Source organism: Synechocystis sp. PCC 7509, from assembly GCF_000332075.2.
In the GTDB taxonomy this organism is placed as follows: domain Bacteria; phylum Cyanobacteriota; class Cyanobacteriia; order Cyanobacteriales; family Chroococcidiopsidaceae; genus Aliterella.
In genome coordinates this window covers 3,735,493-3,760,133 of sequence record NZ_ALVU02000001.1, presented here as the reverse complement: position 1 = coordinate 3,760,133, position 24,641 = coordinate 3,735,493, and the positions used below count along the sequence as shown (strand labels likewise).

At 41.0% G+C, this 24,641-nt stretch carries 36 protein-coding genes and 1 tRNA gene; 28 read left to right on the top strand and 9 right to left on the bottom strand.

The genetic code is table 11. The features are described 5' to 3' along the window. Window positions 1-122: 122 nt before the first annotated feature. Both SYN7509_RS0218885 and SYN7509_RS0218880 read left to right on the top strand, forming a co-directional pair. Window positions 123-518 carry an ArsR/SmtB family transcription factor gene (locus SYN7509_RS0218885; RefSeq protein ID WP_009630822.1) on the top strand — a complete coding sequence of 132 codons (396 nt, stop codon included), beginning with the start codon at window positions 123-125 and terminating at the stop codon, window positions 516-518. A gap of 141 nt (window positions 519-659) precedes the next feature. After that, window positions 660-1,973: an Nramp family divalent metal transporter gene (locus tag SYN7509_RS0218880; protein ID WP_009630823.1), complete on the top strand. Its 1,314-nt coding sequence runs from the start codon at window positions 660-662 to the stop codon at window positions 1,971-1,973. Between the two features lie 203 nt (window positions 1,974-2,176). Here SYN7509_RS0218880 and SYN7509_RS29320 read toward each other — a convergent pair whose 3' ends face one another. Further along, the gene (locus SYN7509_RS29320) at window positions 2,177-2,383 is read right to left on the bottom strand and encodes a hypothetical protein (protein WP_084610699.1); all 207 of its coding nucleotides are present in this window, start codon (window positions 2,381-2,383) and stop codon (window positions 2,177-2,179) included. Between the two features lie 145 nt (window positions 2,384-2,528). On the opposite strand from SYN7509_RS29320, the gene SYN7509_RS0218870 reads away from it, so the two are divergent. Continuing rightward, on the top strand, window positions 2,529-3,053 hold the full coding sequence (locus SYN7509_RS0218870; protein WP_009631009.1) for a DUF937 domain-containing protein: 525 nt from the start codon (window positions 2,529-2,531) through the stop codon (window positions 3,051-3,053). A 45-nt stretch (window positions 3,054-3,098) separates the two neighbouring features. Further along, on the top strand, window positions 3,099-4,055 hold the full coding sequence (gene fmt, locus SYN7509_RS0218865) for a methionyl-tRNA formyltransferase (RefSeq protein WP_009631010.1): 957 nt from the start codon (window positions 3,099-3,101) through the stop codon (window positions 4,053-4,055). Here fmt and SYN7509_RS0218860 read toward each other — a convergent pair. After that, window positions 4,012-4,410: a DUF6464 family protein gene (locus SYN7509_RS0218860; RefSeq protein ID WP_009631011.1), complete on the bottom strand. Its 399-nt coding sequence runs from the start codon at window positions 4,408-4,410 to the stop codon at window positions 4,012-4,014. The genes fmt and SYN7509_RS0218860 overlap by 44 nt on opposite strands. A 291-nt stretch (window positions 4,411-4,701) precedes the next feature. On the opposite strand from SYN7509_RS0218860, the gene SYN7509_RS0218855 reads away from it, so the two are divergent. The 3 genes from SYN7509_RS0218855 (at window position 4,702) to SYN7509_RS0218845 (ending at window position 8,296) form a co-directional block, all read left to right on the top strand. After that, a complete protein-coding gene (locus tag SYN7509_RS0218855; protein ID WP_009631012.1) occupies window positions 4,702-6,036 on the top strand; it encodes an adenylosuccinate synthase in 1,335 nt (444 codons plus the stop codon). Window positions 6,037-6,078: 42 nt separating this feature from the next. After that, complete coding sequence (locus tag SYN7509_RS0218850) at window positions 6,079-6,699, top strand: 50S ribosomal protein L25/general stress protein Ctc (protein ID WP_009631013.1); 621 nt, start codon at window positions 6,079-6,081, stop codon at window positions 6,697-6,699. Window positions 6,700-6,772: 73 nt separating this feature from the next. After that, window positions 6,773-8,296: a bifunctional aminoglycoside phosphotransferase/ATP-binding protein gene (locus SYN7509_RS0218845; protein WP_009631014.1), complete on the top strand. Its 1,524-nt coding sequence runs from the start codon at window positions 6,773-6,775 to the stop codon at window positions 8,294-8,296. Window positions 8,297-8,389: 93 nt separating this feature from the next. Here the strand turns inward: SYN7509_RS0218845 and SYN7509_RS0218840 are convergent, their stop codons facing one another. After that, window positions 8,390-9,094, bottom strand: coding sequence for a YdcF family protein (locus tag SYN7509_RS0218840; protein ID WP_369792284.1), 705 nt, complete (start codon window positions 9,092-9,094; stop codon window positions 8,390-8,392). A 334-nt stretch (window positions 9,095-9,428) separates the two neighbouring features. After that, a tRNA-Leu gene (locus SYN7509_RS29845) sits at window positions 9,429-9,500 on the bottom strand. 132 nt (window positions 9,501-9,632) lie between these two features. Here SYN7509_RS29845 and SYN7509_RS26435 point away from each other — a divergent pair. The 14 genes from SYN7509_RS26435 (at window position 9,633) to SYN7509_RS0218775 (ending at window position 19,792) form a co-directional block, all read left to right on the top strand. Beyond that, complete coding sequence (locus tag SYN7509_RS26435) at window positions 9,633-10,169, top strand: glycosyltransferase family 2 protein (RefSeq protein ID WP_009631016.1); 537 nt, start codon at window positions 9,633-9,635, stop codon at window positions 10,167-10,169. Window positions 10,170-10,179: 10 nt separating this feature from the next. Continuing rightward, window positions 10,180-11,532: a hypothetical protein gene (locus SYN7509_RS0218830; RefSeq protein ID WP_009631017.1), complete on the top strand. Its 1,353-nt coding sequence runs from the start codon at window positions 10,180-10,182 to the stop codon at window positions 11,530-11,532. 26 nt (window positions 11,533-11,558) lie between these two features. Beyond that, the gene (locus SYN7509_RS30240; protein WP_009631018.1) at window positions 11,559-11,729 is read left to right on the top strand and encodes a hypothetical protein; all 171 of its coding nucleotides are present in this window, start codon (window positions 11,559-11,561) and stop codon (window positions 11,727-11,729) included. Beyond that, window positions 11,723-13,465 (top strand): hypothetical protein, encoded by a 1,743-nt coding sequence (locus SYN7509_RS0218825; RefSeq protein ID WP_009631019.1) that lies wholly within the window; start codon window positions 11,723-11,725, stop codon window positions 13,463-13,465. Before SYN7509_RS30240 ends, SYN7509_RS0218825 begins: the two co-directional genes overlap by 7 nt. A 23-nt stretch (window positions 13,466-13,488) precedes the next feature. Beyond that, on the top strand, window positions 13,489-14,385 hold the full coding sequence (locus SYN7509_RS0218820) for a Rossmann-fold NAD(P)-binding domain-containing protein (RefSeq protein WP_009631020.1): 897 nt from the start codon (window positions 13,489-13,491) through the stop codon (window positions 14,383-14,385). Then, the gene (locus SYN7509_RS0218815; RefSeq protein WP_009631021.1) at window positions 14,382-15,089 is read left to right on the top strand and encodes a hypothetical protein; all 708 of its coding nucleotides are present in this window, start codon (window positions 14,382-14,384) and stop codon (window positions 15,087-15,089) included. The genes SYN7509_RS0218820 and SYN7509_RS0218815 overlap by 4 nt, the downstream gene beginning before the upstream one ends. Window positions 15,090-15,198: 109 nt before the next feature. Beyond that, entirely contained in the window at window positions 15,199-15,438 is a 240-nt protein-coding gene (locus SYN7509_RS0218810) for a hypothetical protein (protein WP_009631022.1), read from the top strand. A gap of 55 nt (window positions 15,439-15,493) precedes the next feature. Beyond that, window positions 15,494-16,000, top strand: a complete 507-nt coding sequence (locus tag SYN7509_RS0218805; RefSeq protein WP_009631023.1) for a hypothetical protein — start codon at window positions 15,494-15,496, stop codon at window positions 15,998-16,000. A 9-nt stretch (window positions 16,001-16,009) separates the two neighbouring features. Further along, complete coding sequence (locus tag SYN7509_RS0218800) at window positions 16,010-16,510, top strand: hypothetical protein (protein ID WP_009631024.1); 501 nt, start codon at window positions 16,010-16,012, stop codon at window positions 16,508-16,510. A 2-nt stretch (window positions 16,511-16,512) separates the two neighbouring features. Further along, window positions 16,513-17,754 (top strand): hypothetical protein, encoded by a 1,242-nt coding sequence (locus SYN7509_RS0218795; RefSeq protein WP_009631025.1) that lies wholly within the window; start codon window positions 16,513-16,515, stop codon window positions 17,752-17,754. 2 nt (window positions 17,755-17,756) lie between these two features. Then, entirely contained in the window at window positions 17,757-18,194 is a 438-nt protein-coding gene (locus SYN7509_RS0218790; RefSeq protein ID WP_009631026.1) for a hypothetical protein, read from the top strand. Then, a complete protein-coding gene (locus SYN7509_RS0218785) occupies window positions 18,181-18,399 on the top strand; it encodes a hypothetical protein (protein WP_009631027.1) in 219 nt (72 codons plus the stop codon). Before SYN7509_RS0218790 ends, SYN7509_RS0218785 begins: the two co-directional genes overlap by 14 nt. After that, window positions 18,396-19,049 (top strand): hypothetical protein, encoded by a 654-nt coding sequence (locus SYN7509_RS26430; RefSeq protein WP_009631028.1) that lies wholly within the window; start codon window positions 18,396-18,398, stop codon window positions 19,047-19,049. The genes SYN7509_RS0218785 and SYN7509_RS26430 overlap by 4 nt, the downstream gene beginning before the upstream one ends. Before the next feature lie 98 nt (window positions 19,050-19,147). After that, a complete protein-coding gene (locus SYN7509_RS0218775; RefSeq protein WP_009631029.1) occupies window positions 19,148-19,792 on the top strand; it encodes a hypothetical protein in 645 nt (214 codons plus the stop codon). A gap of 30 nt (window positions 19,793-19,822) precedes the next feature. Here the strand turns inward: SYN7509_RS0218775 and SYN7509_RS0218770 are convergent, their stop codons facing one another. After that, complete coding sequence (locus tag SYN7509_RS0218770; protein WP_009631030.1) at window positions 19,823-20,191, bottom strand: hypothetical protein; 369 nt, start codon at window positions 20,189-20,191, stop codon at window positions 19,823-19,825. A 52-nt stretch (window positions 20,192-20,243) separates the two neighbouring features. Between SYN7509_RS0218770 and SYN7509_RS30235 the strand changes: the two genes are divergently transcribed. Then, a complete protein-coding gene (locus tag SYN7509_RS30235) occupies window positions 20,244-20,381 on the top strand; it encodes a hypothetical protein (protein WP_158506169.1) in 138 nt (45 codons plus the stop codon). Window positions 20,382-20,385: 4 nt separating this feature from the next. Here the strand turns inward: SYN7509_RS30235 and SYN7509_RS0218765 are convergent, their stop codons facing one another. The 4 genes from SYN7509_RS0218765 to SYN7509_RS0218750 all read right to left on the bottom strand — a co-directional run bounded on the left by SYN7509_RS0218765 (window position 20,386) and on the right by SYN7509_RS0218750 (window position 22,694). After that, on the bottom strand, window positions 20,386-21,426 hold the full coding sequence (locus tag SYN7509_RS0218765) for a helix-turn-helix domain-containing protein (RefSeq protein WP_009631031.1): 1,041 nt from the start codon (window positions 21,424-21,426) through the stop codon (window positions 20,386-20,388). 24 nt (window positions 21,427-21,450) lie between these two features. Beyond that, window positions 21,451-21,744, bottom strand: coding sequence for a MarR family transcriptional regulator (locus tag SYN7509_RS0218760; RefSeq protein WP_009631032.1), 294 nt, complete (start codon window positions 21,742-21,744; stop codon window positions 21,451-21,453). Window positions 21,745-21,816: 72 nt separating this feature from the next. Further along, window positions 21,817-22,323 carry a hypothetical protein gene (locus SYN7509_RS0218755; RefSeq protein WP_009631033.1) on the bottom strand — a complete coding sequence of 169 codons (507 nt, stop codon included), beginning with the start codon at window positions 22,321-22,323 and terminating at the stop codon, window positions 21,817-21,819. Between the two features lie 113 nt (window positions 22,324-22,436). Next, a complete protein-coding gene (locus tag SYN7509_RS0218750) occupies window positions 22,437-22,694 on the bottom strand; it encodes a helix-turn-helix transcriptional regulator (RefSeq protein WP_009631034.1) in 258 nt (85 codons plus the stop codon). Between the two features lie 273 nt (window positions 22,695-22,967). Between SYN7509_RS0218750 and SYN7509_RS0218745 the strand changes: the two genes are divergently transcribed. The 6 genes from SYN7509_RS0218745 to SYN7509_RS26425 are packed head-to-tail and all read left to right on the top strand — an operon-like array spanning window position 22,968 to window position 24,633. Next, window positions 22,968-23,192: a hypothetical protein gene (locus SYN7509_RS0218745; protein ID WP_009631035.1), complete on the top strand. Its 225-nt coding sequence runs from the start codon at window positions 22,968-22,970 to the stop codon at window positions 23,190-23,192. Between the two features lie 2 nt (window positions 23,193-23,194). Further along, window positions 23,195-23,398 carry a hypothetical protein gene (locus SYN7509_RS0218740; RefSeq protein WP_009631036.1) on the top strand — a complete coding sequence of 68 codons (204 nt, stop codon included), beginning with the start codon at window positions 23,195-23,197 and terminating at the stop codon, window positions 23,396-23,398. Then, window positions 23,382-23,597: a hypothetical protein gene (locus tag SYN7509_RS0218735; protein ID WP_009631037.1), complete on the top strand. Its 216-nt coding sequence runs from the start codon at window positions 23,382-23,384 to the stop codon at window positions 23,595-23,597. Before SYN7509_RS0218740 ends, SYN7509_RS0218735 begins: the two co-directional genes overlap by 17 nt. After that, window positions 23,597-23,950 (top strand): hypothetical protein, encoded by a 354-nt coding sequence (locus SYN7509_RS0218730; RefSeq protein WP_009631038.1) that lies wholly within the window; start codon window positions 23,597-23,599, stop codon window positions 23,948-23,950. Before SYN7509_RS0218735 ends, SYN7509_RS0218730 begins: the two co-directional genes overlap by 1 nt. Further along, window positions 23,947-24,279, top strand: a complete 333-nt coding sequence (locus tag SYN7509_RS30230) for a hypothetical protein (RefSeq protein ID WP_158506168.1) — start codon at window positions 23,947-23,949, stop codon at window positions 24,277-24,279. The genes SYN7509_RS0218730 and SYN7509_RS30230 overlap by 4 nt, the downstream gene beginning before the upstream one ends. Before the next feature lie 27 nt (window positions 24,280-24,306). After that, a complete protein-coding gene (locus SYN7509_RS26425; RefSeq protein ID WP_202807251.1) occupies window positions 24,307-24,633 on the top strand; it encodes a helix-turn-helix domain-containing protein in 327 nt (108 codons plus the stop codon). Window positions 24,634-24,641 lie beyond the last annotated feature (8 nt).

Below are 24,641 nucleotides of genomic sequence, written 5' to 3'. Positions count from 1 at the left end.
TATATGCTCAAAATTCTAAGCTATTTATCCTAATATATGAACACTTATTCATAGGTTTATAGAATGATTCTCATTTCAATGCTTATACTAGAGAAAAATCTTTTAGAGGCTCTAAATCTGCGGTGAATAAGCAAGAATTGCGATCGACTCAAACAGATGATGCCCAAACTTGTGAAGTCCATTGTGTCACTGTAGGAAATCTCCTGGCGATCGCGCCTAAACTGTTATCAATGGTTAAAGCGCAACAAATGGCAGAATTATTTGGGGTGTTAGCAGATCCCAATCGACTGCGATTACTGTCCGCCTTGGCTGCGTCTCAAGAGTTGTGTGTTTGCGATTTGGCGGCGGCTTTGAAAATGAGCGAATCAGCCGTTTCTCATCAGCTAAGACTGTTGCGAAATATGCGTTTAGTCAGCTACCGCAAAGCAGGGCGTAATGTTTATTATGGGTTGGCGGATAGTCATATTGTTGATTTGTATCGCTCGGTAGCAGAACATTTAGACGAAGTAGAAGTGTAAACCCGTTCTAGAACGCGCGATCTAAAAACCAATAGCTAGAGAGAGACGTTGCAATGCAACATCTCTACATTAAAATTCGTTTATTCTTGATAATTTGCTAAGATTATGAAAATATTATGAGAACAGCAAGCGGCAAAATGAATGGCTACCCCACAAAATCGTCCTAGCCTCCCGGAAGTTCACCGGAGTATCAAAATCCCTGAAGGTAAGGGTTTTTGGCGCAAGATGCTGGCTTATGCGGGCCCTGGTTATCTTGTTTCTGTTGGCTATATGGATCCTGGTAATTGGGCGACAGACATTGCTGGGGGGTCTAAATTTGGCTATACATTGCTTTCGGTGATTTTGCTTTCAAATTTGATGGCAATTTTATTGCAATCGCTGTGCGTGCGGTTGGGTGTAGCTACAGGACGAGATTTAGCCCAAGCTTGCCGAGATTATTTTAGTCCCCGAATTAACTTTTGTTTGTGGGTACTGTGTGAAATTGCGATCGCAGCTTGCGATTTAGCAGAATTATTGGGAAGTGCGATCGCCTTGCAACTATTGTTTGGCATCCCTTTACTTTGGGGAGTCTGCATTACAGCGCTAGATGTGCTTGTATTGTTATTTTTGCAAAATAAAGGCTTTCGTTACGTGGAAGCACTGGTAATTACGCTAGTAGCAACGGTGGGTATCTGCTTTACTGCCGAAATTATCTTTTCTCAACCAGATGCGGGAGGGATTTTATTAGGGTATGCACCAAAAATAGAGATTTTGCAAAATCCAGAAATGCTCTACATTGCGATCGGTATTTTGGGGGCGACGGTAATGCCTCACAATTTATATTTACATTCGTCTATTGTGCAAACCCGCGACTTTCAGCCAACCAGCGAAAAAAAATGGGAAGCGATTAAGTTTGGCACTATTGATTCGACGGTGGCTTTATCATTAGCATTATTTATCAATTCAGCTATTTTAATTGTTGCGGCGGCTACATTTCATTTTTCCGGTAATCAAGATGTCGCAGAAATTCAGGATGCTTACAAACTTCTCTCACCATTGTTAGGAGTTGGTGCAGCGAGTGCTATTTTTGGGTTGGCTTTACTAGCTTCGGGGCAAAGTTCAACGCTGACAGCAACCTTGGCGGGACAAGTTGTGATGGAAGGCTTTTTACACCTACGTTTGCCTTCTTGGTTGCGTCGTTTGGCAACTAGGGCGCTGGCGATCGTTCCGGCGGTAATTACAATTATTCTTTTTGGCGAACAGAGTACCGGGAAGTTACTCGTTTTTAGTCAAGTTATTTTAAGTTTACAGTTATCTTTTGCGGTGTTTCCCTTGGTGATGTTTACAAGTAAACGCCGCCTAATGGGAGAGTTTGTTAATCCTTTATGGCTAAAGGTACTCGCGTGGACAGTAGCCTTTGTAATTGCTGGCTTAAATATTTGGCTGCTAATTCAAACGTTTTTAGGCTGGCTGTAACTGCTGTAATGAGAATGTTTTAGTAATCTGCGATCGCAAAGGTGATCCCCCTACCCTTGTGAGGAAAGCTTCCCCCACCGAGCTGTACGAGTATTATATGTGCGTGGTTCGTTCTTGAGGCATTCTTCTAAATAAACAATATCCTCTTCTACTTTGTGATTCCTCCTCTACCTAAGGCATCCCATCATCCCCCTAAACCTTTTTTATCCCATTTTATGAAGTGTCTCTCTTACTGTTTGGTCTGCCCAATTAAAATGGGCTGCTATTTTTTCTTTGTACCATCCACGAGAATTTAACCTCACTACTTCGGCTTGATCTTTTACTTTCGGTGACACCGCCAGAACTGTCCTTAACTCAAATAACGTTCTATCTTCTTCTTGGTTCAGAAATACTCTAAGACGTGCTGGCATTTTTATACTTATTTCTTATAGTCACTGTCTTTATCTAAAGTTATACATTTTGGTTATCTCGCGCCCACCTACTGACCATTAGCTAGAGGTGAAAATACTTAATATTGTGGGATAGTGCGATCGCATTATTACGAAGGAAACATTTATGGGACTTTTCGACCAAATTATCAATGCTATCGATAGCAGCGACAGCCAAGGTGATGCTAGTCAAATAGATAATAATCTCAATACTATGCAACAACTCAGCAATGGTTTTGGGGCTGATCCTAGTTCAACGCAATCAGCTTTATCAATTGTAGGTAACTACGTGCGTGGCGCTTTGCAGCAAAAGCGATCGCAAAGTGGCGCGGAGTCAGCGCAAAGTATAGTCAATCAATACAGTGGCACACAACCGAATTCTCAAGCCGTAGATTCGCTATTTTCAAACAGCCAAACAGAACAAATTGTTGCCGAAGTAGCCAAAAAAACTGGGATAAATATGGGCATAGTTCAACAAATGTTACCTATGCTTATACCTGTAGTATTGAATATGTTGCGATCGGGTACTTCTACCCAAAATCCCCAAGGTGGTACAAATCCGGTGTTAAATGCTTTTCTAGATGCCGATAGAGATGGCGATGTTGATATTGCAGACGCGATGCAATTGGCGAGTCGTCACTTAGGTAGATAGAGAATCAAAGTATGATTGAGAGTTTGAGCAGCCGACAAGTTAGTTATGAAAGTCGTATTTTTTGGTACTCCCAACTTTGCTATCCCAACTTTAGAGCGTCTGCTAGAACATCCCAGTTTTGAGGTTTTGGCGGTAGTTACTCAGCCCGATAAACGCCGAGGACGTGGCAATCAAACCACAGCTTCACCAGTTAAGAGTGCAGCTTTAACTCGACAGATTCCAGTTTTTTCTCCTCAACGCCTCAAAAAAGATGTAGAAACTCTCAATCAGCTTAGAGTTTTAGGCGCAGATATATTTGTTGTTATTGCTTACGGACAAATTTTGTCTCAAGAAATTCTTGATATACCGCCCTTGGGGTGTATCAATGTTCACGGTTCTATTTTGCCTAAGTATCGCGGTGCTGCACCGATTAACTGGTGTCTTTATCATGGAGAAACTCAAACAGGCATCACTACAATGCTGATGGATGCAGGCATGGATACGGGAGCAATGTTGCTAAAAGCAACAATTCCTATAGACTTAGCCGATAATGCTCTAGTAATTGCCGACAAATTAGCCAATTTGGGGGCGGATTTATTGGTGGAAACCCTTGTTAAATGGCAGCGTCAAGAAATTACTCCTATTGCTCAAGACAATGCTCAAGCAACTTACGCACTACTCCTGCATAAGTCCGATTATGTTGTAGATTGGCATAAAAGCGCGATCGCGCTGCACAATCAAGTTAGAGGTTTTTTTCCTAACTGTACAACAACTTTTCGCGGTCAATTACTCAAAATTCTAGCTAGTGTCCCCCTAGATGCCACTGATTCGGTTCAATTAGCCAATTCCTCCAGTCCTCCAGGTACAGTGGTGGCTATTATTAAGGGCATGGGGGCGGCAATTCAAACAGGCGATCGCCTATTGTTATTAACAGAAGTCCAGTTAGCAGGCAAAAAGCCACAATCTGGCGGCGATTTTGTTAATGGGAATCGTTTGCTGGTGGGAGAAGTGCTGAAACCGTAACCAATTGGTCTTGTTCGTAAAAACGGCAGCCTTGGCAAGTTCCTTCGGGATTGACAGCACAACGCAGGATTTCCGAACGAGCATTAAAACGACAACTAGCATCGCCAATTACCCAGCGTCCATCTACAAGGCTGTTCTCGGTTGGTCTTGGCGCTAATTGGACAAAGAGCGCGATTTTATGCAATTTGTAACGTCCTGCCCTCAAATGATAGCGATGACGGCGTTCTAAAACTGCATAGGTCTTATCTCCAACATCAAGATAATTACCTGGTTGGGGTGTCCAATCTAGTTGAACATTTCCCAGACATTGACGTGGGTGTGTCAATATAATCTCTGTAGGTAAGTTTTGCTCCATAAATTAGTTAATGCTGGGGACGTTTGGTTAAAGCGATCGCATTTTCAACCGCAATTAAGTTTATCGTATGGTTAAAGCATAACGCCCCCCTCAACCCTAAACCTGCTTCGCTGTGGTGATTTTTCTTATTGCTTTAATCCAAGAGAAATCGCCATAATCAGCACACCAACCTCAAATTAAGCAGGTAACAAAACTAATTAAAGCGATCGCCCTTTAATTAGTTTGTTGACAACTCTACTACTATGTGCTGATAATAATAGTTTGTGGAAACTTTACATTCAATAAAAACCCTTGGCTAACGTCATAGTAATTGGGGCCCAATGGGGCGATGAAGGAAAAGGCAAGATCACCGATTTGCTCAGTAAGTCAGCAGATATTGTTGTACGTTACCAAGGGGGTGTAAATGCCGGACACACAATTGTAGTTGGGGGGCAAACCTTAAAATTGCACCTAATCCCCTCTGGTATTTTGTACCCGGACACCGAATGTATAATCGGTTGCGGTACGGTGATTGATCCTCAAGTATTAATTGGCGAACTAGAGCAATTAAAAAAACTAAATATTTCTACCAAAAATCTCCAAATTTCGGAAACTGCTCACGTTACCATGCCCTACCATCGGCTCATAGACATAGCTGCCGAAGAAAGGAGAGGAAGCCATAAAATCGGCACAACGGGGCGAGGAATTGGGCCAACTTATGCCGACAAGTCCGAACGCACAGGCATTAGAGTTCTAGACTTGATGGACGAAAAAGGATTGCGTAAACAGCTAAAGTGGGCAGTAGAATACAAAAACGTCATTTTAGAAAAACTGTACGAATTACCACCCTTAGATCCAGAAACCGTAATCGAGCAATACTTGAATTATGCGGAAGTATTGCGCCCTTACGTCGTCGATACTTCCCTAAAGATTTATGATGCTATTCATCGCCGCCGCAATATTTTATTTGAAGGCGCACAAGGAACGCTGTTAGATTTAGATCATGGCACGTATCCTTACGTTACTTCCTCCAATCCTGTAGCTGGGGGAGCTTGTATCGGTACGGGAGTCGGTCCCACTGCCATCGATCGCGTTATTGGTGTTGCCAAAGCCTACACAACTCGCGTTGGTGAAGGGCCATTTCCCACCGAACTTGTAGGCGAAATCGGCGAAAAACTATGCGATCGCGGTGCAGAATTTGGCACTACCACCGGACGCAAGCGCCGTTGCGGTTGGTTTGATGCGGTAATTGGTCGTTACGCCGTCCGCATCAATGGCATGGATTGTATCGCAATTACAAAGCTAGATGTCCTCGATGAATTAGAGGAAATTAAAGTATGTATTGCTTACGAAATCGATGGAGTAGAGTTTAAAGACTTTCCCCGCAATGCTCGCCGCTTTGCCGAGTGTCGTCCCATCTACAAAGTTCTCCCCGGCTGGAAACAGTCAACAGAGAATTGCCGCTCTTTAGAAGACCTGCCTCGTCAGGCTTTGGATTATCTCAAATTCTTAGCAGAATTGATGGATGTGCCAATTGCGATCGTTTCTTTGGGAGCTAGTCGCGAACAAACAATCATTGTTGAAGACCCGATTCATGGCCCCAAACGAGCATTACTAGATGCTAACGGTACTCCGGTAGCTTCTTAAGTTTAAATCACCTAAATCGTTTATTTTAGTTACTTGTGTCTCATGGAAATTACAGTTGAGTGTCAAAAACGCGCTGAAGGCAGCAAGCCTAGAGCTTTACGTCGTGAAGGTTTAATCCCAGCCTCTTTGTACGGGCATAAAGGTACAGAGTCAATTATGCTGACGGTAAAAGCAAAAACTCTGGAACAGTTGTTAAAAAAAGCTGGCGTAAATAGTACCGTTGTCGATCTAAATATTCCCGATTTGTCTTGGCGCGGCAAAACTTTGCTGCGGGAAGTCCAAATTCATCCCGTGAAGCGATGGGCTTATCATGTCAGCTTTTTTGCTTTAGCGGCTCAAGAAAGCGTCGAAGTGGAAGTACCCGTTCACTTCGTGGGCGAGGCTCCAGGGGTGAAGATGGAAGGCGGAGTTTTAGATGTGGTGTTGACAGAGCTTGAAGTTAAGTGCGCTCCTGGTAGTATCCCGGATGCTATTGAGGTCGATATTTCTGGGCTTCATCTCAAAGATATTTTGTATGTTAGTGAGCTTGTTTTACCCGCAGGGATTACCGTTTTAGGCGATCCAGGGCGGACTGTTGCTAGTGTAGTGCAGTCTAGAGTAAGCGCCGAAGCTGAGGCAATTATCGAAGAAGCAGTAGCAGAGTCTGGCTCGGCTACTGCTTAACCAAGGAAGTATTTATAGTAATTTACTACCAGGAGCTTAACTCCTGGTTTTTTGTTGAAAAGGGAAAGAAATAATGACATTAATTGAACAGATGTTACAGCCGGGATTTTATCCTCATCCAGTTATTGAACCAGTTACGCTGATTCAAACTCATGTTTCTTACGTGTTTTTGACGGGAGATTATGCTTATAAGGTCAAAAAACCTGTGAATTTTGGCTTTTTGGATTATTCAACCTTGGCAAAACGAGAGCATTTTTGTCATCAAGAGTTGGAGATGAATAAGCGGGGCGCACCGGAGCTTTATTTAGAAGTATTGCCCGTAACTCAAGCTGTGGACAAGTTTAGCTTAGGTGGAAGCGGGGAAGCGGTGGAATACGTGCTAAAAATGTGCCAGTTTCCTCAATCGGCTTTATTAAGCGAGATGTTTGAACTTGGAACGTTGAACGATTCTCATATGGAGGAATTGGGGCGGGTAGTAGCAAATTATCACGAACAAGCTCAATCTAGCGATCGCATTCGTTCTTTTGGAGAAGTGGCTCAAGTACGTCAAGCTATTGATGAAAATTACGAGCAAACCAAAAAGTATATTGGCAATCCCCAAACCCAGGCTCAGTACGCAGAAACTAAGAAATATACAGATAATTTTTTTACTGGGAGAAGTCAATTATTTAGTAGCCGGATTGAAAATAATAAAATTCGCGAGTGTCATGGAGATTTGCACTTAAGAAATATTTGTCTTTGGCATGACAAAATTTTGTTATTTGATTGTATTGAATTTAATGAGCCGTTTCGCTTTGTCGATGTCATGTACGATGTAGCGTTTACAGTCATGGATTTGCAAGCAAGACAGCGCTCAGATTTTGGCAATGCTTTTTTAAATACTTATGCAGAACAAACTGGCGATTGGGAAGGATTGCAGGTATTACCTTTATATTTGAGCCGTCAAGCTTATGTGAGAGCGAAAGTCACATCTTTTTTACTAGACGATCCGGGGATACCAGAAGCGGCGAAAGTAGAAGCAGCAAAAACCGCTAGTGGTTATTACAAGTTAGCTTGGGAGTATACTAAGCCCCGGAAAGGAAAACTAATTTTGATGTCGGGCTTGTCTGGATCGGGAAAAAGTACCACGGCAAAACTTTTAGCGCGGAAATTAGATGCGATTCATCTGCGCTCCGATGCGGTACGCAAACATTTAGGCAATATTCCTTTGTCTGAGCGGGGTGGGGATGCGCTTTATACTCCAGAAATGACTCAAAAAACCTACGATCGCTTATTGCAATTAGGGGTGATGCTGGCTCATCAAGGTTTTACAGTAATTTTAGATGCGAAGTACGATCGCACGGCTTTGAGAACTAATGCCATTGATTTAGCTGATTTTCAACAATTACCATTGCAAATTATTCACTGTACTGCTCCCATGGAAGTATTGCGCGATCGCCTTGCTGCTCGTCAGGGCGATATTGCCGATGCTACGGTAGATTTATTGGAGTCTCAAATTGCACTTGCCGAAGCCTTTACCGTAGTTGAGCAACCCTTTGTGCAGACATTGGATACTACTAAGCCTATAGAACCACAACTAGGCATGATTTACGAATAATAGTTTATCAACCACGATTTGCGAATAAACCTTCCAAATTACTCTTATTTTGCGCCCAGCAGACTAGGAGTAATTAAAGGTATATTTATTTTGTTAAACCCAACCGCGCAAGCGATAGATAATTAGCCCTACATACTCCTTTAAAGCGCGAGTAAAATTTTGCAAAGCTCCACTATCGGGCAATAAAGCCAACATTCTAGCTTCAAAGCTACTTTTAATTTCTTGAAATTCGTTCGTGCTGACTAAAAAATCAGTAGGAGCAGCGATCGCCGCTATATTTTGACGTTTAAATATTGCCAAACTGCGCGGCATATGCATCGCGGAAGTTACGAGCAAAATATTTTTAATTTTGCGACTATTGAGTATTTTTTTGACATTTACGGCATTTTCGTAAGTATTGTAGGAATTTGGTTCTTGAATAATTGCTGAAGAGGGAACTCCCACTTGAGTCAAAATTTCTGCCATATCCATGGATTCTGGGGAACCGCTACCGCGCCAAGCAATGCGCCCGCCACTAACAATAATTATTGGTGCTAAAGCTTGCTTATACAGTTCTGCGCCATAAAGAACGCGATCGCCTTCTTCACTTAAATCTACTCCAGGGCGGGGAAAAAACTGTGATTTTGTCGCCCCACCCAAAACAACAATCGCCTCTGCTTGGGGTAATTGCGTGGGAGTATTTTGCCATTCAAGAACTCGCACTAAAGATAAGGCAACCCAACTATTACTTGTAACTAATAAGATAACCAAGGCACAGGCAACAGGAATCGCCGCAAAGCGTGGCTTCTTCCATAGCATTATCAATGCTATTCCCAGTAAAATACACGACAGCCCCAAGGGATAAATAAATAAGGGCAGTAGTTTAGATAGAAATAAAAACATTAGCTTTACAGTTTAACCAACTAAAATATTATGTGGTTATACTGCAAAAAAATTTCCAAGTTTTAGTCAAACACCTAAAAAGTGACCTTTCTTACTTTAGAAACAATGGCAACCTTGGCAAAACAACTAGCAGTGAACAGCAAAGATACTTGCACATTTACAAAAATTTTCGATTGTTTCTTTATACAATCATTAATACCTTGGATGTTAAAAGTTTTAACATTGACAAGTAATTATTAAATTTAAACCAAGGCGACACCCGGATTTGAACCGGGGGATAAAGGTTTTGCAGACCATTGTACAACTAGCTGGAAGTATTGCCAATTATGGCATTAAAGTTAGTTATTTTTATTCGTGCCTAAATTGTGCCTAAAATGCTGTTTCTATCCTTGCGATAATACTTCCGCTTTGGCTCATTTTCGGAAGTATACTAACTCTTTCTTGGATAACTCTTGTGATCTCTATCATTATTACGTGTTACAACCGAGAAAAATATTTAGCTCAATCAATCCAAAGCGTTTTAGACCAAACTTATAAAAACTTTGAACTAATTGTCTGGGACGATGGATCGACAGATAACAGCTATGCGATCGCCCAAGCTTACGCTAGTAAGGATAGCCGCATCAGAGCTATCGCCGCGCATCATCAAGGCTGTGTTATTTCAGCCAAAAACGCGATCGCACTTTCAACAGGTAAATATTTTGGATGTGTTGACAGTGATGATTATTTAGAGCCTACTTGTCTAGAGCAAACAATAAAAATATTAGACTACAACTCTAATATCGGCGTGGTATATACGTGGTACGGGCGAATAGACGCGCTCGATAATTTCTTAGGGATAGGCTATCGGTGTGCGATTCTTTATTCAGCTAAACGAATGCTAAAAAGTCAACCCTGCAACATAACTAATACTTCAAAGGGTTTACAATTACAGTGCGCTAGGCAAGCAATAAAAGAGGCTTTGCAGCGTCGTGGATCAATAAATAATTAGTTATTCCTTTATGTCAATTAGTAGTATTAATCGCATCAAAACTATCGCTAATAAGTTAGTTGCTAACAGTAGTTCAATAGTTACTATTTACGAGAATACGGGTTTAACAGTAGGCGATACATTAATTGCAAATCACAAAATAATTAGCTTTAACTGCTTTATTAAAAACCTTAAAGCCTTTGCGTCTATTCACAGTTTGGCTGAAGTAGCTTTGCCAGATTTTGATTTAGATGATAGTGCAACAGATAAACTATATAAAACTTTAAATGTAGAATGGGGTAGCGCTAGAAAGCAAATAACTTTGTATATCTCTAATCAATTAAACACAAGTCCTGATGGTAGCGGCTGGTATAAAGTAGGTAGCCTTAGCTTGCTTAATCCTTCGGGATATCCCTATAGAATTTATAATTTAATGGATTTATTCACAGATAATTTAGCAATAGAACTAGGCGATAATGGGAAAATAGGAATACAAATTGAAGATGTTGGGTATGGCTTGTTAGACGCAACAGATACGGTGACTATACATGGTTCTTACAGTGAGGAAATTTTTGTACAAACGCCTGATCCTATATATACACTACCTGTTACCCCTCCCCCTGTAGTCATTCCACCAACATCTTCTTTATTGCAAGTGCCTGGCATGATATTTAGAATAAGTGCCAGCGAATTAAATTTGCAACCTGATGAAGCTGTATCAACTTGGATGCAACCTCAAGCATCATTTTTAAAAGTAATTCAAAACGAATTTAGTTATCAGCCTATATATAAACCTAATTTAATTAACGGTAAAAATGCGGTTTATTTTGATGGATCTAAATACATGAATGTACAAATGATTTCTAATCCTACTGTACCAGTGCCTTTAATACCAACAATAGGGGATTGGTTAATATTCGTAGTAGCTAAATTTGAAGACACAGCAACTAGCTTATTCACCAGTTTCACTAATTATGATGCACATACAGCTAATGTTAGCTTAAATGGCAATAGTAACGTTGTGGGTTACATGAATGAAAGTACTTCCACCTATGAAGAATTATATGCGCCATTTTATATAAGTGATTGGACCACTTATATGGTTTATAAGCAAGGTAATACTATAAGTGCTTGTAATTCTTTGGGCAGTAGATACATTGTGGGAGATTGTGCAAGTTCTTTATCTAGCAATGGCAACTATTTAGAAAAAGTATTGTTAGGATGCAATTATAATCAAAATAATTTCTTAAATGGCTACGTAGCAGAATTAGGAGTAGTTGCCGGATCAAGCCTTGAAATTATTGATACTATTGGTAATTTTTTTAAAAATTACTACAACCTTCCTTGGATCAATATGGTAGAGCAAGGTGGTGGCGGAGAGTAATTTTTGTTAGTAAATAATCAACTTTTATGATTACCAATCCTTTTGAATCAGGCATAAATATCATTAATGATATGGATGATTTTAAAATGCCCTATCGTTTGTACTCTAGAACTGATTTAGAAATAATGACGAGACGATATCAAGAATTATCTAATAGAAGTTACGGGCTAATTATAAGGTTGCGATCGCAATGGTGAAAAGAAAACCAACAAAACGTAAACCAGATACAGAGGCGGACGAACTGCCGGAGCCTTGGTTTACAACGCCGCCGCAGTCAGGCTTAGTGCCTTTTGGAAATTCACCTTTTTACCATACTCCTGACGACTCCGCCGATCCAACGGATTGCAACAGATATCCTAGTAGTATTTATTGCGGTGAAAATCCTTTTACCGAAATTCCTATAGGCATAGGGCCAGCAATAGTAATTGATGAATGTAACATAGGCATAGAGCTAACACCCATACTGGGATTTGTTACACTTCCTCCTCAACAAATTGTGTATCGAAAAGATACGCCGGAATGCAGGAATAGAGAGCCGCCAGTAGAACTACCGCCGCCGCCGTCTCCCCCTCCGGGTATGGAATTTCTCAAAATCCCTCTTAGACCAGAATGTGTTTGCCACTATACTTTTGGCTATCACACTATTCATAAAAAAAATGGTGAAATTGAGATATTTTCAGGGCAAGCGCCGTCTATAACTGTAGAAGATTACCCAGATTTTCAAATTGGTCGCACCGGAGGTGTTTTGCATTTGCCTAGCGGGCAAATTATTTATGTTAATACTACAAGAATTTTTACTGAGCTAGAAAGACCTACAGGGCAAAGCAGCTCTACTTTTGAAGATACATATTCATGGGAAAACCTAAGTAACGGAGACTTAAATTTTTTATTCCCTGAAGATATGCCATTTGTAATAGTAGAAAATAGCTGTTCTCCTTGCCCAGTTCCAGAAGCGCCTTACATATCATTCCCGCCGCCGCCGCCTCCTCCTCCCCCTAGATGTGATTGCACTATGACTTGTTGCCCAGATGTTACACAAAATGAAGACTTGATTAAATCATTAATTAAAAAGGTAGATAAGCTCTCAAAGGTTGTCGGAGTTGACGATTACCCAGTAAATTTACCCACATCGTTAATTAGTAAAGACGAAGGATTTTTAGGTAATTTAATTCCCAATTTTAACGAAGACGTACCAAGTCTTACTAGGTTTTTATCTTGGTACGTGCAACGCTTTGATGAAATTATGGGCCAGTGGGAGATCCCGATCCAAATTAAAGACAGCGATCCCTCTCAGCCAGGAGATCAGCCAGTAGGTGTAAAACTGCCAAACATGGCAGAAGCGATCGCAGAGATGTTTACTTTGTGTTTCCAAACCAATATAAACACTGAAACTTTGCTTAATATGGGGATGCGTACTTTAGGCGAAACCGGCGCAAATAAAACCCAAGGATTTACCACCTATAAACTATTGCAATCTCTTACGGAGTGGGCAGGATATAAGCAAAAAGATTTAGCGCTTAAAATGCCTCTATTGTTTACCTTGGAGAAAATTAGATATGACGAAATTTTGAAAGAGAGTGAGGTAGAGGTTGGCTGTGTTGAATTTGATGAAAAATTCGGCTTAGAAGCTGACTTAATGAAATTTAGAGAAGGTGTAGCAATATTGCAAGCTATATACAAAGTTAAGCTTAATCCTAGTAGTGATATTAAGGCGCAAATATTAAGTCACTTGTTAGATACTTTCAAAGGTGTGAATAAAATAAATGGTGAAGATGACGACACAGATTTTGAGAAATTTATAGAGGAAGTAGAAACAGGATTTATAAATATTCCCGGCGCGAAAGAAACAGTAAATCCTTATGGCAGCCCGTACAACCAAAGACCAAAAATTAGAGATTTATCAAAAAATAAACCGCCTACCACACCGCCCTAACAACCCAACTAATAAACAAATATATGCCTCTTAGCCTTAGCCTAGGTAGTTTATCCTCTAGATCCGTTAGAAGCTCTTCTGTAGCTGGTGGAGTACGACGTATAGCTACTACAGGCACAGCAGAGCAGGGAAATTTAGAGGGGCTAGCCGCCGTCTGGGACATTACTAAAAAGTTTGGAACTTCGCTAATGTCTCTTGCTTTTAATGCAATAAAAGCATTAATTAGCTTTGATTTTAAAAAGTTATGGGGGCAAATAATCTCCGGCGCGTTGTTTATCTGGAACTTTGATTGGAATATCACAGATGCTGCTATCGATGCCCAAATCCAACAAGCTGAAATAGCCTTAGCCGCTTCTAAAGGTACTTTAGCAGGACAATCACTAGGGTTTGGTGTGTGTGGTTTAGCGCCCGCCGCTACTATAGCCGTGTTTAACCAACCTCTAGCTTTGTACATGATGAAAGAGTTAGGAGAGGAGGCGGCAGATGAAATCGCCGCTAGTTTGGCTAATTTGGTTTCTCTGCAAATTCAGCAAGTGGCGCGAGTAGGCTTTTTTACCTTGTTTAGAAATCATCGCTCTTTGTTTAGAGGCGCGGCAAGAGTATTTGCTCAAGCTATGGTGCTGGCGGGACAATTCGATCAAGCATCAGTCGACAAGATGAATAAAAAGCGCAATGAGCCATGGACATTTTCTAACGCCAAAGATGAGCAAATAGAAGGAATAAAAGACCCTGTAGGTCGAGCTTATTGGGAAAATTTCTGGGAGGAATTTCAAGAATCGTGTATCGAAGCTGGCTTTATAGTTGCGGGCGCTGCCGATGGTTTTTTTGCAGCGCAAAAAATGAGTAATGAGTCTGTGTTTGGCACTGAACGGATTATCGAAATAGAGCCAAATAGAAGCGAAGACGAGGCGACACCATGACGGGGAGAATACTTTTAAAAGGAAATAGTAAACTACTTAAGCCAATAATTACCGAGGTTATGGCGATAAACCAATTACTAAATAATTTAGAAATTGGGGAAGGTGGTAGCCGATCAGAAATGCACCCAAACCGACGATTTAAACCACAAATTAGGTTGCACTTTTTAGAAGATACTGACTTTAAACAAGTAGGCTCAAACCCATCTACCTATCAAGGGCTAAGAAGGTCAGAAGGTAGGCTGACTTTCAGGATAATGAACGAGACATCGGAAACTATCTCAAAAAGCGAATTAACTCGTATAGCAACAAGTATTAAAAATATCTTTGGATCTAATGGTGGGTACGTGTGGACAAAAGGCAAAGAGCTATATACCTACGCAGACTGGGACAAAGGCTATCAATTGCAGGTGTTGGCACGCAGTTCAGCCCAGCCTAGAGACTTAGTAACTAAGATTTTATCTTTGCAAAATCACACTCCAGAATGGATATGGCTTACAAAAAGCGGTAGCGAATCAGAGTCAGAGCGTTACCCGGAGCTAATTCAAACTAAAACCATACTAGGCGAACAAGTTAAGTTGCCAAAGGTTAGACCGCTTGTAGACGTGCGATTTAGCTATGCAGACGCTAGGGTACATTCTCTAATTCACCCGATAATGCTATTTGCCTTGAAAGGTAACAAAATGGGAGCATTAGTCACGCCATAAAATAGTACAAAAAGGCTTAACCTTTTTGTACTATTTCAATGCTCTAAATGTGCAAATAACGCATATACCATAGTATCTGTAACCATATTGACACAGAACGAGATTAACTATGGCAGAAGATACCATCTATGCACGCGGCGTGTTCAATGCCATAAAAGAAGCATCTAAAGCAGCCTATAAAACAGGATTCACCGAAGGTGGAGTGACCTACTCGATTAATTACACCACAAGAACTATTACAGGAACTTTTAGTTTTCCTCTTGAAGAATCAGAGGATCTAGTTACTGGTGGTATAAATTTTGAGGTTGCAAACTTTTTGCAAGATCCTACGCCCACAATAGTGCCTTAACCAACTGATCAACAAAGGTTAGTAAAAATTACATTAAACAAACAGGTAAAAATAAATGGCGCAAGCAGTTGGCGTAGTCGACATGAACATAGGATCGGGCAGAACGATTCATGTCGTCGTTCCGCAAAAAATAATAACTTACTTTGGCATAGCTGTTTCGGCAACACCAATAGAAGGTTATTTACGAAAAAGAAAAGCCTACACCCGAAAAGTAAGAGAGAGTGGAGCTTTAAATGATAGGGTCGTTCGGGTTGCTGCGGTAGAAGGAGCGGAATGGTACGACAGCAGGGGCGCTAATAGTGGCGGGATTATTGGCAAGTTAATAAAAATACCTACCCAACTTAGAGCCGATCCGGCGGTTGCAACTTCTCCTATAAGGCTTGTTAGCTTGCGAGTACCCGCCGCCGCCTCTAATTATGCGATCGCTCAATGGATAAAAGGTAAGTTTGTAAGCAAACCACCGGGTTATTACATTACAAATTCCGGCGTGCTGTACCCGACTAACGTTCCTGTCCAAGCCGATCCTAATCCTGGTAATACTGTGCCTCCAGTTACTCCTTAGTGATTAATAATGTCAGCCTGGGATTTAGCGCTTAGAGAGAATTGGGGACTGGTATTGCAAGATAGCCGTATGGCTGAAAGAATACCAACCCCTAACAATCCACCTGGAAAATACAAGTACAAGGCGATACCGCCTATTTATGCTACTTGCGATAGCTCCACAGTATTGATAGGTACATACAGCCAAACGGCGGAGACCTACTGGTTTTTGGGGGCTAAAGTATCGCAGTTTTTGTATGTTTCTCCTAGTTTGTCTAGCAACTTTGTTAGTGGTGTTCAAGCAGGCGAAACCAAAAACGCAGGTTTAAACAGACTTACTTTAATTAAATTTGAGGATTACGGCGTTTACCCCTACACGCTTAAATTAGAGATTCCTTACTGGCTTGAAGACATATACATGGAGGTATGGCAGTACACGGGCTACGAGGAACAAGGCTATGAAGAAGTGCTTGATAGGCTTGATTCTATAGAAATGAAAATTGACGAAATACAAAATTATGATGCTCAATAATAATGAATTGGCAGCCATTAGCAACAATTACTACTAATGAGTTTTATGTCTACACACCTGTAGTTACTGGCACACTTTTTAAGCTTAAACACGTAAAAACTAACCCAGAAATTAAAGCCCTAAAAATAGTAATTAGACAAGCTTTTGAAGAGCAAGGGGAACTGTCATTTTTTGATTATAAATTAATCGGCTATAAAACAGAGTTAGATATTATTTTGCTTGCTGCACCTACGGGGTTAAATAATAGAAAATTGGCAATCAAAAGAGTAGACAACCTACTCAATGAGGATTGGATCATTGAAATAGAGCAAATGTCTATTGTGGAAAATGGTGTAAATTTGCCCATAAATATTAGTGACGTTACCAACTTACAGTTGCAGCTTGACTCTATCCAAGCAGAACTAACTTTAAAAGCGCTTGACTTAGATTTAGATAACCACATCGACAGTAGTAATAATCCCCACAGCGTTACTGCTTTGCAGGTAGGCGCAGATCCAATAGGTAGCGCGATCGCTAATGTAGCTAGTCATGAAAGCACTACTAATCATCCTTTGGCTTCTAGTAATAGCGCGGGAATGTTTAGCGTGGATGAAAAAATTAAGCTTAGTTCTGTGGCTACTGGCGCGACGGTGAACGAACCAGATGCTTACTTGCTTTCACGAACTAATCATCAAGATACGCAAGCAATTAATACCATTGACGGTTTAGACACTGTTCTTAGTAGTTTTGTAAACTTAACTGGCAACCAAAATATAGAAGGCAACAAAAATTTTATTAATCTCCTGCAAGCTTTGGGGGGAATACAAAGCAGTAAATATAATTACAATACAGCGCCACTTAGCTTAGAAATCACTCGAACTGTACCAACAGTTTTGAATGATTTTATTGAAATTGGAACTTTAAATAATCTTGCTAACGGCATGATATTTAGAATTTCTTTATGTGTCAGTACAACACTTTTCTCTTTAGCTAAACATTACGTAGTAGCAACTGTTTGGCGCTCTAGCCCTTCTCCCTGGCTTAGATTAATTCCTGATAAAAGCTTTCAATCTCAAGCTGCTAATGATTGCGACCTTGACCTTAAAATTTCTGCTAACTTAAACAACTTAAGACTAAGAAGAACGGGAAGTAGTTTTAATGTTGGTACAGCTAAAATACGCTTGGAGCTTTTAAGCAATAGCAGTGCAAATTTTGTAGAAACCTTTTTGACAGGCAACGATCCAAATGTTACAGGGACTCGTTAAATATGTTTGCAGCTTCCACCAATTTTATACTTAGTTTGGAATCCATCGGTATTTTATTGGGGATTTTAGTATCTTTAACTATTCTTTTGGGCTTACTAATTCAATACGCTAACAAAATTAATAGATTAGAAATTAATATTCATCACTTAAGACAAGAACTATTAGAGCATTCAAGCCTTGAAGGGCATAAGATTTTGCTTGACCGCGTAGTTCGCACTAATGACTACACGGCAAGAATAGAAAAAAATCTAGAACTGCATATCCAAGACTATATAAATCGCAAAGAGACTTTTCAGTTTCTATTAGGGCAGATAAACGAGAAGATCGATCACAAATTTAAGCGCCTATCAAGCTCAATTAAAGATACTCAAAAATTCTTAAAAAAACACGATGGCTTTACTATTCGCGATTCCTACGAGGAAAACAATGATGATGATTAAACTTAATAAAAACCAATTAGACCTATTAGGCACTATTTTTGGCGCGATCGCTGGAATTTGCGCTGTACTGGTTACGCAAGAAGTAGGAGACGCTAAAACTGTAGGCACAATTGGCGGTGTAGCGACAGTGCTGTTGGGGGTTGTGACTCAAAGACCTGCAAACGCCGCGCCAACAACGGAAGATATCGAGGAGCAAAATCAATGAATTTCGATAAGTTGGATAATAGTTTAACAAGCCAGATCGTGCGCTGGATGCAGGTTAATAAATTCAACATCTTTACAGGCGAAAAGCGCTACAACATTGTTTACGTTGAAGGACTAAACGCCAATGGCAAGGTAAACGCCGATCGCCCTAACGAATTTAATGACAGGCGAATGATTATAGAAATTGTGGACGATCGCCCTAAGATAATTGGCAACTGGGACGCAACGACGGAACCTGGCGATTACTATACTATTCACCCAATGAATACCAAGGGCGCAGCGCGGATCGCTTTTGGTCAGTATCAGGCGTGGTCAGTAGGACATCACGGATCGAGAGATGTTCATGAAGCTTTGATCCAAGTGGCTCCGGTGAAAGTTTGGCGGGATTATAACAAGGACTACAAGCGGACTGGCGACTTTTTGGACAATGGGTTATTTGGAATCAACCAACATTGGGGTTATGACTTGCCCGTAACCAAGGTTTACAATGCTTCGGCGGGATGCTTGGTTGGACGTAGTCGGATTAGCCACAAATTATTTATGGAAGTTCTGAAAAGAGATATCCGCTACGTGGCGGACAAAAAATACATATTCTGGACAACAATCATACCTGGCGACCAACTGATTAAGAAGTATTCAGTTAAAAGTTAAAGTAGAGCGATCGCGCTTTCGTCCAAAAGATAGAATAAAAGCGCGATCACTTTTACAAATAAAGGGGAATCCTAAGCTAGTAGTAGTTTGCGGTTCTCATGTTTATTACAATTTTTCTATTATTGCTGGCTGGTTTAACCATTACTACCAGGGGCAAACAGTCTATCTGGTTTCTTTCACTTGGATCGGTGTTGAAAACGTTGGGTTTAGCAATTCCTACTTGGGTTGCTGCTGTTTTATTTCCTGCCCTGCTAGGTTGGCAGTGTTTTTTAATGTTGATTTTTGCTGTAGCTGCTCAAGCTCCTGTAAATGCAATTAGTGGTACGGCGGCTTTAAGCTTGCTATTTTTAGCTGGTTCTTTCTTTTGGTATCTGCTGCTAGTGGGATTGTATTCTCTAGCTTTGCGATCGCTCTGGTCGGAGGTTCCCAACTTTTTGCGCTGGCTCCAGCCTCCCAAAAAGAAGCGAGATATATTTTTTGGCTGGACGGCTTTAACTTTGGCGGGTTTAGTGGGTGTTACACCAATAGTGACGTGGGTTTTGCTTTCATTTCTTGATCGTTCTATGATTTATGGTCTTCGGTATCAACCAGAACTTGTAAGTCAAGTAATTACTAAGCGATTGGAATCGCTTTCTGAACTAATGTTTATCACTTGGTTTATTGTTTGTGCCTATCTTTATCAATTCAGAAGCGCCTCTATCCAGGCAACCGCAAAGCGTAAGGCAAAACGGGTATCTGCTTAATTTAAGAGCGAGGATTCTGTATCACTTTTCTTATTCCGCATTTGGTGTATCTTCAATTTGTTTGATGCGGCGCTCTAGTTTTTGAATCCGTTGCAGCAGGTCTAGGCGATCGCTATCACCAGTAATTGAGTAGCCTACTAATTGAGTTAGACGTTTTTCGTGGTCGCTGGCTATCTGAGCAAGAGTAAAAACTGTATCTTTGAGATCCCGAATGTCTTGCCTGTCTGCCCTTGCTTCTTCAGCTAATCCAAGAATAGCTTTAGCGTTGCTATCAACAATTGCTCTAGTTTCCTTCAGTCCTTCTCTTAGTTCTTGCCTTGCTGCCGCAGACTCATTACTCAAAGCTTCAATACTTTTAGCGTTGCTTTCTACCAGTTGTTTAAGTTCATCAAATTCCATATGTCTTTATCCTGTTTCTTCTATTTTGATACAGAATCCAATCCCTGAACCGATGACACTGTATTGCTTTCCTTCGCTGCGAGGATTCTGTATCACTTTCCTTTACTGCCAAGAACCCACTATCAAAGTTGATACAGAATTAAATTTGGGCGATCGCGCTAATCAACCAACCTTTGTTTTGGATCGCTAACCAATTAACTTGATTTGATTCCTAGTGCTGCCTCAATTAATTGCTTGCTCCTTAGTAATTCTTCATTGGTTGGCTGAGAATCCGCCGATCGCTTGGCGTTCCATTCCTCGTACTCGTGCCACTTCTGCCACCAACCATCTGTATCCCTAAACATTTTGTCGTGGCAATCAATTTGTAAAATTTTTCCATTTTCCAAATCCGCCGCAATACGAGGGTCTACAACCGTTTCTTGTGGCTTATCGATACTTTCCTTTCTTTGTTGCTCATTCGTCTCTTTGCGCTGCTCTAACTCTTGGTATTTCGCCCATAATTCGTCGTGGTTCTTGTGAATCCATTTTTCTGGCAGTGTTGGAGGTTTTGGCAACTCACTAGCTTTCTTTCTTGCAAATTCCAAAAATTTCTCTCTCTCTTTGTCTGTGAGAGAGAGAGTCTTATTAGTCTTATTAGTCTTAATAGTCTTAGAGGGTTTGAAATCTTTGCCTGGAGCGGTGTTCAATACCTCCATGCGATCATTTTTGATCACATCAGAACATTTCTGATCACTTTTTATCATTTCTGATCCATTTTGATCAGAAATGATCACACCGAAACATTTTTTCACACCATTATTATCAGAATCCTTGTTTGAAGCGGATTCTGATACTTTTATGCGATCATTTTTGATCAAAATGTTATTGTCACATTTATTACTTCGATCGGGGACGATGGCACTGAGAAATTGTTGGTCGTCAGTGCCATCTCTATCACCTAAATCTGTCTGTACCTGCACTTGAACAGAAATTAGCTTTAATTTAAGCCAGCCAAGCTGATCGAGAAATTTTAAAGCTCTAGAAACGGTGATTTTTGATAATCCTAGTTGCTTTGCTAATTCAACAATCTTGATATCTATCCATTTCCCCCCAAAAGGATCGACTGCTTTGAAGTAGTAAAAAATGGCTAACTGTGCTTTTGTTAGCTTCCTACAAGCTCTCATGTGTTCTTCAATCTGAAGCGGGTAAAACTTGCCCTCAATCTTGCCTTGGGAGGGTACATTAATGTAGGTCATAACTCTTTAGTTGTTTCTAATTAATTAATTGATTGAAATTCTTATAGTGTTAGTAATCTTTTCAAGCTCAATCCAGCCCAATTGGTCGAGAGCCTTTAAAGATTTGCACACAGTGAATTTTGATAGCCCTAGTTGCTCGGCTATTTCTTTGCTGTTGATATCCATCCCATTCCCATCAGGATCGAGGGTCATGAGGTAGTAATAAATGTCTCGCTGTGCTGGTGTTAGCTCCTTGCAAGCTCTCAAGTGTTCTCCCGTTCTCAGTGCATAAAACTTGACCTTTGTTTTGTTGGGCGAACTATCATTGATGTAGGTCATAAACTCCTATGTTTTGTAAATATTGTGAATTTATTGAACCCCTGTTGTTAGAGGTAACAGCAGGGATTTTTTTTAGAACAGCCTAGGCAATGGATTCTTTTTTGTCTGCCAGCCTTCGATCAAGCTTCTCACCTGAGAGGGAGTCGCGCCTTCGTCTACAAAAGCTCGAACTCTTTTAGCTCGTTCGATCGCTTCAGGACTTCGGGTGTTGCCGCCGGGAATATGTAGATGTCGCATTCGTTTACCATCGCGGTAGCTGAATCGAAAATACTGATTGAATGATTTTGCTGTACCTCGTGGATAGTAAAGGTTGATTGGCTCGTCGGTAAAGCGCAGGATCTCAGGATAGGAATAGGATTCTGTATCACTTTCTGCCAGCACAAAGTTACCTCCTTTGGGTTTGGATTCTGTATCACTTCTTGGGGTAGTGTCTTCGGGCGGATCGGAGCTTTGAGCGAGTAATCGCTCGAAATCTTTGTGAAAATACTCCCAGTAGCGGCGGCAATCGCGGCACTGAATGGCACTTAGTCCAGGGATAATGTGTGTATGGGGACATAGATTTGGATCGAGTTGGGACATAATAAGTTGTTCCTCCTTTTTGACTATCGAATCGACATGAGATAGTGACCTGCTGACGAACTACTACAAAAACCGCTCAATCATTTGCCTGACTGAGCGGTTTTTATTTGTGGTTAGTCTTGATCTGATTGCTCGTCTGGCACTCCTGAGACATCCATCTTCATAGATTTAGCAAGAGTTTTTAGAGACACGCCAAGTTCACGGGCAAGAGCGATCGCCCGATCAAAACTTGGGGAATATACTCCCCGTTCCCAATCGCCAATAGTCCTAATGCCTGCATTTATTCGTCGGCTTAGTTCCGGCTGGGTTAGTCCAGCACTCTCTCGAAGTGTCTTCAAGGTTGGTTCGTCTTGTGAGTTTTCTGTGTTCATTATAGCGGTTTAATGCCAGCAGTCTACCGCTTGACAACCTCGGAGGCTGGCGGTAGACTGCTAGTTAGTAGACAACATAAAAAGCAGACACCTAAAGAAAGGGATGTCTATGGGAATATCTGCTTTTGTTTGTCTCTTAGCACGATCGCGCCGTCGTATTAAACGTTAGAGCCTAGCTACTAGGTCAACACCGCCATACAGGTTAATTAATGGCGAGAATCCAGCAAATACAAGGCGAACAGAACAGCCGTACTAACCCAACTCAAAAAAACCATGAAACCTAAAGCCTTGAGAAATTATCAACTAGACCAAATAGCCGCTAAAGAAGTGATACAGAATCAATTAGAGGAAGCCTATAAATTACTTGATGCCGCCGAAACCTTATCAGGCTCGGAACACATTTTTAATGCCGACGAGACAGGCAAGCTAAACGACGCGGTAGACGCAGTTAAAGAGCTTGCCGCCTATCTCCGCGACACTTGGCAAGTGCGATCGTAACCATGTATATAGTCAAACTCCCAAGCGGCGAATACCTTAACCTCGCTCTTATCCAGCGAGTAGAAATTGATAAAGACCCAATTCTTGCTGTAATTCACTGGAGCAAGAATAACCGAAGTGTTTACAACGACAAAAAAGATGTTGAAGCGATTATCGAAGCAATGACAAATCAGTATTTAGACTTCAGCAATGATGAAACAACCTAGCAGTTGGGCGGACACTAACACCGCCGCCGATTTCCTCTGCATAACACCCCGCCAATTAAGAAAGCTCCGAAAAGGGGGCTTATTTCAAATTGGCAAACATTACCGCGTCACCAGTAGCCGACTATCTGCCAGACCAACTTATATTTGGCACTGCGATCGATGCGGCGCTGCTTTAGAAATACCAATGGAAAAGCGCTAATGAAGCAAACCAAGAAATACACCAAGGCTTGTGAGATTGCTACTCTCAACCATGAAACTCAAGAATCACTGTACAAGCAACTAAACGGGCTAGGTTTCTTTTGGGATTGCAAATCTCAGAAGTGGGAAAGAGACGATCGCATCGCCGATCCGCCAACAGATTTAGTTAGAGTCCGTGTCTGGGCGGCTACCGACAAAGTTGAACAGGCTGCCCAGTGCCTGATCGAGTCTGCCCAAGCATACGGATTGAAGTTGCAGGAGGAATCTGAACCCTATCAAAACCGACCGCCCAAACAAAACGAATCCAGAATCTATTTAACCTTTACTGGCAAGGAAGTATCTGATTATGTTTGACGACCTACTTATATTTGGCACTGCGATCGATGCGGCGCTGCTTTAGAAATACCAATGGAGAAAAGATGAACCACAACAACGAAGGCAATAAATGTATAGAGTGCTTTTCAGAAGATATCTATCATGATGAAGACTTTGGCTTTTATAAATGCAGAGCTTGCCGATTAATGTGGGGTTTTGATAAAAACGATCCAGATTATGAAGAAGCTTTATATGTTGCTAACTTGCCTAGCGAAGATGACGAACATATAGCAGATTTAATGAGGAAACAAGATGAGAAAGAAAAGGAAGAATTTGAGGAAGAACGTTATCGTCAATCAGATTTATAGATGCTACCCCTAATCAAACGTTTTACCGTGTATATACTCGACATAGAAATGCTTGCCGATCTCCTTCGTACTAAACGCGGTAAAAGCGGGTTGCGGGAAATTTCACCGGCCGCAGGTGTTAGTCCTTCAACTATTTCACGAATTGAAAACGGAGCAATACCCGATATGGCAACTTTTCTGGCTATTTGTGATTGGCTGAAAATTCCACCGCATGAATTTATCAGAAATACAGAACACAAAGAAATACCCCACGACTATTTTATTACTTGCTCAAAATTGCGAACTGACAAAAGAATTGACAGTAATATTGGAAATGCGATCGCCAATTTAATCGAGGCTGTTTTTAATAATTGATAGCCTTA